Below are 6,815 nucleotides of genomic sequence, written 5' to 3'. Positions count from 1 at the left end.
TGTGCCGCCATATAGTCTCTCCTCATTGTAAGTGAAGAGATTATAACATACTATTTAATTTGACGACACCACCTAGAAAAGCCGGTTTTGTACCACTTGGCCCGCATATCTTGCCCTCAGTAGAAGAAAGGCATAGGTTGGGGAGCGGTTTTTATCCGCAAGATCGGGCCAGGACCTGCTGACATGACATGCAGTCAGCCGGGGAAGGGGGCTCCCACCTCCCGCGGGAGGGGTACCCCCGCCCCGGCGTCCTTCTCTGGAGAGGGACATGCTGCGAGCGTCCAGCGAAGGCAGGCAAGGCATGGGGCGCTGATGCGCATTGGCTTGCGATGGGTCGCAACGTTTGTTCCGGCAGGCCCCGGGATACATCGAATGAACAGGGAGATGGAGTGAGGATGCGGTATTTCGATTTCGAGATCATGGGGTTGAAGCGCAAGCTGCCCTTTGTCGAGGTGGAGGATGGGCTGGTGCTGGCCAGCTTCGTGGTGCTTTCGGACACGGAACTCATCCGCACCGTGGCGCCCGAACTGCTCAAGCGTCTGCCGGAAGTGGACATGCTCATGACCGCCGAGGCCAAGGGCATCTGTCTGACCTATGAACTGAGCCGCCTGCTCGGCATGAACGAGTTCATCGTGGCCCGCAAGAGCCGCAAGCCGTACATGCAGAACCCGGTGTCCCATTCGGTGCGTTCCGTCACGACCCGCAAGGAACAGCAGCTCTGGCTGGACGGGTGCGACGCCGAGAAGATCCGCGGCAAACGGGTGGCCCTCATCGATGACGTCATCGCCACCGGCGAATCCCTGGAGGCCCTGGAAACGCTGGCGACGGCGGCGGGCGCGCATGTGGTCGCCCGCGCGGCCATCCTCGCGGAGCTGGAATCCGTGCACCGAAAGGACATCATCTATCTCAAGGAACACTATGTCTTTCGGCCCAATCCTGACGGAACGCTGACTCCCATCGAGTCCCTCTCGTAACCCTTGCGTCTGGAGACAACGGATGGAAGCGACCTTTTTCCCCAACCTCATAGCGTTCCTGTGGCTCGGCATCATGCTCATGCTGGGTGTTTTCCTGCGGGCCAAAGTGCGTTTTTTCCAGCGCATCCTCTTTCCTGCCTCGATCATCGGCGGCCTCATCGGCTTCGTGCTGGTCAATGCCGGCTGGCTGGGGGCCCCCAGCACGCAGGGCTGGAAAGTCCTGGACCATACGCCGTTCGGCGTGCTGACCTTCCATCTTTTCGCCTTCAGTTTCGTGGGCATCGGCTTTCTGGAAACGGCCCGCGCCTCGGACAGCAGCAAGGTCGTGCTGCGCGGCGCGCTCTGGATAGCCCTGCTCTTCACCATGATGTTCTGCCTGCAGGCCCTGCTCGGCAAGGGCATCTTTTCCGGCTGGGCGGCGTTGTTCGGCGGCGGCTTTGAGACCGTCAACGGCTACCTGCTCGGTGCGGGCTTCACGCAGGGACCGGGGCAGACGCTGTCTTACGCCAGCATATGGGAAAAAACCTACCATGTCGCCAACGCCATCAATACGGGGCTGGCCTTCGCGGCCGTGGGCTTCCTGGTGGCCGGGCTCGTGGGGGTGCCGCTGGCCCTTTACGGCATCAGGCACGGCTGGGTGAGCCGCAAGAAGGGGGGAGCGGCCTTTCCAGGGCGCTCCTGTGCGGTCTTCGCGATGTCGCGGACAGGCCCGCCTGCGCGTACAGTACCACCCATCCGGCCAATATCGACTCCTTCGGCTTCCATCTGGGGCTCATGGCCGGGACGTATGCCCTGGCCTATCTGGTGGGCGTGGTCTGGACGCTCTACATGTCTGGGATCATGAAAGATTTTGGTTTCGGCATGATGTTCTTCTGGGGGATGCTCATCGCCATGGGCATACGCAAGATCATGGTCTGGACGGGCTGTATCCACCTGCTGGATGACGCCACCTGCCACCGCCTCACCAACATGCTGGTGGACTTCATGATCTGTTCCGTCTTCATGGGGATCAGTCTGAAAAGCCTCGAGGACATCTTCCTTCCCTTCTCCCTTGCCGTCGTGCTGGCCTCGGTCCTCACGCTCGGGCTCTGCCTCTGGTTCGGAAGGCGCTGCCCCGAATACGGTTTTGAACGCTGTCTGGCCCTGTTCGGCTATTGTACGGGCACGGCGGCCTCCGGCCTGCTGCTGTTGCGCATCGTGGACCCGGATTTCCGTACGCCGGTGGCCGTGGAGATCGGCGTGATGAACGTCTGTCTGCTCTTTATTTTCGATACGACCATCACGCTGGCCATGCCCAACGCGCCCAACGCGAGCTTCCCGCTGCTTTGGATATTCCTGGGACTGGCCGTCGTGCTGCCCGTGATAGTCTACTTCCTGAAGATGATACGCAAACCCGCCTTCTGATGGGCGCAAGCACGGCGGGGACCACCGACGCAGCGGCTTTTCGTCGCGCCGGACATCCCCCACAAAGGAGATGTTTATGACCTGTGCCGACCAGCTGCTCTACAACGCCGCCATCCTCACGCTGGATGCCCGCAACAGCGTGGCCCCGGCGATGGCGCTTGCCGGAGAGCGCATCCTTGCCGTGGGCACACGCGAGGAGCTGGAGAGGTTCGTGGGGCCGGAGACCCGCCTGCGCGACATGGAAGGGCAGACCGTCATGCCCGGCTTTTGCGACGCGCACGGGCATATCCTCCTGACGGCGGACATGCTGGACTGGGAGGATCTCAACTCGCCGCCCATCGGCGTCTGCCGCAGTCTGGACGATTGTCTCGCCCGCCTGCGGGAACGGGCCGAACGCACGCCCGCGGGAGAGTGGATACTCGCCTACGGCTTCGACGATACGCTCATGGCGGAGAAGCGTTTCCCCACCCGCGAGGAGCTGGACGCCGTAAGCTGCGGCCATCCCGTGTTCGTGCAGCACATCTCCATCCATTTCGGCGTGTTGAACAGCGCGGGCTTTGCCGCGCTGGGCATCGACGAACATACGCCCGATCCCGAAGGCGGCATCATCCGGCACCATGCCGACGGCTCCCTGCACGGCGTGGTGGAGGAATGCGCGCTCTTTGATCTCGTCTCGCCGCGCCTGCCGGTGTTCTCCCGTGAGCACAAGGTGCGGAGCATCGCCCGCGTCTCACGCGAGGTCTACGCGGCGCGCGGCATCACCACGGCGCTGGACGCCGGAGTACTGGACTACGACGGAGCCGAGGCCCTGCTGGAGACCTTCGATCGCGGTCTGCTGGCCGTGCGTGTCCACTATAATCCCTATTACTACCTCGACGGAGACGATCCCCGCCTGCAGAGCCGTGGCGACCGGGTGAGGCGCGGCGGCGTCAAGATCATGAGCGACGGCTCCATCCAGGGCTTTACGGCCTACCTTTCACGTCCCTACCATACGCCGTTCCGGGGCGATGCGGACTGGCGCGGCTATCCGGCCTATCCGCGTGAGGAGCTCTTTGCCATCATCGAGGCGGCGCATCGCAAGGGACAGTTCCTCATCCACGCCAACGGGGACGGCGCCGTGGACGACGCGCTGGATGCGCTGGAAGCCGCGCAGGCCAAATATCCCCGCACGGACTGCCGTCACACGCTCGTCCATGCCCAGACCATCCGCGACGACCAGCTGGACCGGCTGGCGGCGGCGGGCTTCACGCCCACGTTCTTCGTTCCCCATACCTATTATTGGGGGGACAGGCATCACGACATCTTCCTCGGACCGGAGCGGGCCGCGCGCATGGACCCCATCCGCTCGGCCATGGACCGCGGACATGTCTGCACCTCCCACTGTGATACGCCCATCACGCCCGTGCTGCCCTTCCTTTCCATCTGGGCCTGCGTCAACCGGCTCACGTCCGGGGGCAGGCTGCTGGGCGGCGAGGAGCGGATCCCGGTCCTGGACGCCCTGCGCGCGCATACCATCAATGTGGCCTGGCAGCATTTCGAGGAGGGCGAGAAGGGCTCGCTGGAGCCGGGCAAGCTGGCGGACTTCATCGTCCTGAGCACCGACCCGCTGACCTGTCCCCCCGAAAAATTGCGGGACATCGAGGTGCAGGAGACTGTGGTGGGCGGGGAGACCGTCTATCTGCGGCGGCGGGATTGACAGGAAATCATGGGGGTTGCGCCTCCGCTGCCGTCAAAGGCGGCCGGAAGAGGGGAAAAGACGCTATTTTTTTGCCTGCCACGGTAATTTTTTTGGATGCGTTACCGATAAAAGGAACTATCAGTCAAAAAGGAACGGTCAGTCAAAATCATCAAACGAGAAGGGTTTCCCGTGAACATGAGCATTGGAAAAAAGATTGCGGGGGGGTTTGCGCTGGTCCTGCTGCTGGCGCTTGGTGTAGGCATCATGGCGCAGTTGGCCATTACCGACGGACTCAACGCCTCCAACAAGGTCACGCATGAGCGTTTTCCCCGCTACGCGATGATGACGAGGATCCAGGCGGCCTATCTGTTGGCCGGCTACCGGGTGCGCATCTATCTGGATTCGGGAGATGCGGCGCAGCTGCAGGAGTATCAGAATTTCGAGAAGAACATCGACGGGTTGCTGAGCCAGCTGGAAGAGTTCAACAAGAAATATCCGGGTCAGAATACGACCGATTTCCTGGCCGCCTTCGGCAAGGACTACACGGCCTTCAAGAAGGCCGTGGCTGACGCCGTGGCCCTGCTGCAGAACATCTACCAGACGCGAGACAAGCTCATCGCGTCCAGTACGTCGGCCCGCAGTATGCTGAAGAAGTTGAGCGCGACCATGAGCGGCACGCTGACGGAATATGTGAACCAGGGCGGACAGCAGGAAAGCATCCAGTATGCCCAGAACATGGCCCGCGTGGCCTCCGTGCTGGAGAATGCCTCCACGGCCCTGCAGCAGCTGCTCGTCGGCATGAGTGCCAATGACCTTGACCGTATCCATGCCGTGCCCAAGAACTGCGCCAGCCTGCTCGAAGAGATGGAAGGCATCCGTCAGTATCTCTTGCGGAAAGAGTGCCGGGCCATGTTCGATGACGTGTGGAACGAGCTGCACGATTTCGCCTCCAATGCGGAAGATCTGGCCGCGCTCCTCGAAAAGCGCGAAGCCTTCACCAAGGCCCGCCTGACGCATTATTTTGCCGCGCTTGCCGCCCTCAACGAGTTTGAAAAATCCATACGCAAGATCCTTGTCGACTTCCTTGACGAGAGCGACGCTGGTCTGGAACGTTCGGAAAAGCTCATCATCGGCGTGATCGTGGTGATGCTCGTGGTGGGCATCCTGCTTGCTCTGCTGATCACGCGCATGATCGTCACTCCCTTGCGGAAGACGCAGGAGTTCGCTCACGCGGTGGCCGCCGGTGATCTGGAACGGAATCTGGACGTACACAGCACGGATGAGACCGGCAAGCTGGCCGAGTCCCTGCGCGTGATGGTGACCAGCCTGAAGGAGAACATCAAGGCGGCGGAAGTGAAGAGCGCCGAAGCCGAGGCCAAGGGCCGCGAAGCTACCGAAGCCATGAAGGCCGCGCAGGAAGCTCAGAAGGCCGCCGAAGGCGCCAAGCGGGAAGGTATGCTGGCAGCGGCACGCCGTCTGGAAAGCGTGGTGGAGGCCATTTCCACCGCCTCCACTCAGCTCTCCGCCCAGATCGAGCAGTCCGACCGGAGCGCGCAGGTGGCCAATGCTCGTCTTTCCGAAGCGGCCACGGCCATGAACGAAATGAACTCCACGGTGCAGGAAGTGGCCAGGAACGCGGCGCAGGCTTCCACCATGTCCTCCAATACGCGCTCGCAGGCTGAGGCCGGGGCGGAGATCGTGCAGCGTTCGCTGGGCAGCATCAAGACGGTGCATGAGATGTCCAGCGAGCTCAAGAAGGACATGACCCAGCTCAATGATCATGCCCAGTCCATCAGCAATATCATGAGCGTCATTTCGGATATTGCCGACCAGACCAACCTGCTGGCGCTCAATGCCGCCATCGAAGCCGCCCGGGCGGGCGAAGCCGGACGTGGTTTTGCCGTGGTGGCCGATGAAGTGCGCAAGCTGGCGGAAAAGACCATGGCCTCCACCACGGAAGTGGGCAGCGCCATCCGCGCCATCCAGGACAGCACGGCCAAGAGCGTGGAGTCCATGGATCATGCTGTGGAGCAGATCGAACAGGCGACGGATTTCGCCAATCAGTCCGGCGAAGCCCTGAAGCAGATCGTTGGTGATGTGGAGACCACGGCCGATGAGGTACGGGCCATCGCCGCGGCGGCGGAAGAGCAGTCCGCGGCCAGCGATGAGATCAACAAGTCCATCGTCGAGGTCAATGACGTGGTGGCGCAGACGGCGGCCGCCATGAACGAGGCCGCTACGGCCGTCAACACCCTGGCCGGGCAGTCGCACGAGTTGAGCAACCTGATCGAGAGCATGAAGCAGGGATAAACGTCCAGCCTGGATAGACCTTGCAGGGGCAACCGTTTGCGACGGTTGCCCCTTTCTTTTCGGCAAAGGCAAGATGAGGAGGACTGTTGCGGCGTGGGGCAACGGCTGGAGGCGAGGGATCCTCGTGTCTCTGACTCTTCCCCCGGTGAAAGCGCGCTGGGGAAGGGAGACCCCTCCCGCGCTGGCAGCGCCCCAACGGGTGGCCCGCAGGGCCGTGTCTGTTAGAGCATTTTCAGTTTGAAGCGCTTCGCGTTCCAAACCATACGGCCTGTCGTTTCGCGAAAAAAACGCGGTTTTTCCGCTTACTTTTGGCCGGGCGGCGCTGTGCTGCCGCCTCGCATTTTGCCTTTTTCAAAGGCAAAATGCTCTAGGTGTTGTGTTCCGATAGGTTGTTCACCCTTTCCTCATTCGGTAAGTTGGAAGTTACCAGACAAACCAACAAGCGAGCG

General features: G+C 61.8%; 5 protein-coding genes. All 5 read left to right on the top strand.

Going from position 1 to position 6,815, the window contains the following annotated elements:
• Positions 1-395: 395 nt before the first annotated feature.
• The 5 genes from Q0K00_RS10965 to Q0K00_RS10945 all read left to right on the top strand — a co-directional run bounded on the left by Q0K00_RS10965 (position 396) and on the right by Q0K00_RS10945 (position 6,366).
• Positions 396-974: a phosphoribosyltransferase family protein gene (locus Q0K00_RS10965; protein WP_297229476.1), complete on the top strand. Its 579-nt coding sequence runs from the start codon at positions 396-398 to the stop codon at positions 972-974.
• A gap of 22 nt (positions 975-996) precedes the next feature.
• Positions 997-1,818: a sodium/glutamate symporter gene (locus Q0K00_RS10960; RefSeq protein WP_297229474.1), complete on the top strand. Its 822-nt coding sequence runs from the start codon at positions 997-999 to the stop codon at positions 1,816-1,818.
• Complete coding sequence (locus tag Q0K00_RS10955) at positions 1,749-2,378, top strand: hypothetical protein (RefSeq protein ID WP_297229472.1); 630 nt, start codon at positions 1,749-1,751, stop codon at positions 2,376-2,378. The genes Q0K00_RS10960 and Q0K00_RS10955 overlap by 70 nt, the downstream gene beginning before the upstream one ends.
• Positions 2,379-2,454: 76 nt before the next feature.
• The gene (locus Q0K00_RS10950) at positions 2,455-4,074 is read left to right on the top strand and encodes an amidohydrolase (RefSeq protein WP_297229470.1); all 1,620 of its coding nucleotides are present in this window, start codon (positions 2,455-2,457) and stop codon (positions 4,072-4,074) included.
• Between the two features lie 177 nt (positions 4,075-4,251).
• On the top strand, positions 4,252-6,366 hold the full coding sequence (locus Q0K00_RS10945) for a methyl-accepting chemotaxis protein (protein ID WP_297229468.1): 2,115 nt from the start codon (positions 4,252-4,254) through the stop codon (positions 6,364-6,366).
• Positions 6,367-6,815 lie beyond the last annotated feature (449 nt).

The sequence above is a fragment of the uncultured Desulfovibrio sp. genome (assembly GCF_944327235.1).
Classification (GTDB): Bacteria; Desulfobacterota; Desulfovibrionia; order Desulfovibrionales; family Desulfovibrionaceae; genus Desulfovibrio.
This window is presented reverse-complemented; position numbering and strand designations above follow the sequence as displayed.

Bases quoted from the DNA above. Each gene is read 5' to 3' on its own strand.
- Q0K00_RS10965 (WP_297229476.1), top strand. From the start codon at position 396: ATGCGGTATTTCGATTTCGAGATCATGGGGTTGAAGCGCAAGCTGCCC.
- Q0K00_RS10960 (WP_297229474.1), top strand. From the start codon at position 997: ATGGAAGCGACCTTTTTCCCCAACCTCATAGCGTTCCTGTGGCTCGGC.
- Q0K00_RS10955 (WP_297229472.1), top strand. From the start codon at position 1,749: ATGGCCGGGACGTATGCCCTGGCCTATCTGGTGGGCGTGGTCTGGACG.
- Q0K00_RS10950 (WP_297229470.1), top strand. From the start codon at position 2,455: ATGACCTGTGCCGACCAGCTGCTCTACAACGCCGCCATCCTCACGCTG.
- Q0K00_RS10945 (WP_297229468.1), top strand. From the start codon at position 4,252: ATGAGCATTGGAAAAAAGATTGCGGGGGGGTTTGCGCTGGTCCTGCTG.